This window comes from Chryseobacterium sp. SIMBA_029, from assembly GCF_046535275.1.
Classification (GTDB): domain Bacteria; phylum Bacteroidota; class Bacteroidia; order Flavobacteriales; family Weeksellaceae; genus Chryseobacterium.
This window is the reverse complement of record NZ_JAWRXA010000100.1, coordinates 1-356: the sequence shown is the minus strand read 5'-3', so window position 1 is coordinate 356 and position 356 is coordinate 1. Positions and strand designations below refer to the sequence as shown.

Genomic DNA, 356 nt, shown 5'->3' with positions numbered 1-356 from the left:
AATAGTAATTCCTGGTGCCTTTTCCAATACTTCAAAGGCCGAATTTCCGGTGCTCGCAATGCTGTTTTCAACATTCATGATCATTTTGCCATCCTGTCTCTCAATCATCGGCCTGGTCTTCGTAATATTGACCGCTTCAATTGATTTTACATTCAGATCAATAGAGGGCAGGGTTGTATTTTCGATCAATGTAATGTTGTCCGAATGATATATTTCAGAACCATTTCTGTTGATTTTTAAACGATAGGCTCCCCCTTTGATATCATTGAAATCAAACTTTCCAGTGGAATCAGCAATTTCTGTTTTAATTAATTTATTATCAGCATCCAAAAGGATAATTTCCATTTGTTCTGCCT

At 36.5% G+C, this 356-nt stretch carries 1 protein-coding gene; it reads right to left on the bottom strand.

Going from position 1 to position 356, the window contains the following annotated elements; translation table 11 throughout:
* Positions 1–356 (bottom strand): carboxypeptidase-like regulatory domain-containing protein (locus SB679_RS23390; protein ID WP_410704671.1); only part of this gene is annotated, 356 nt, incomplete at both ends.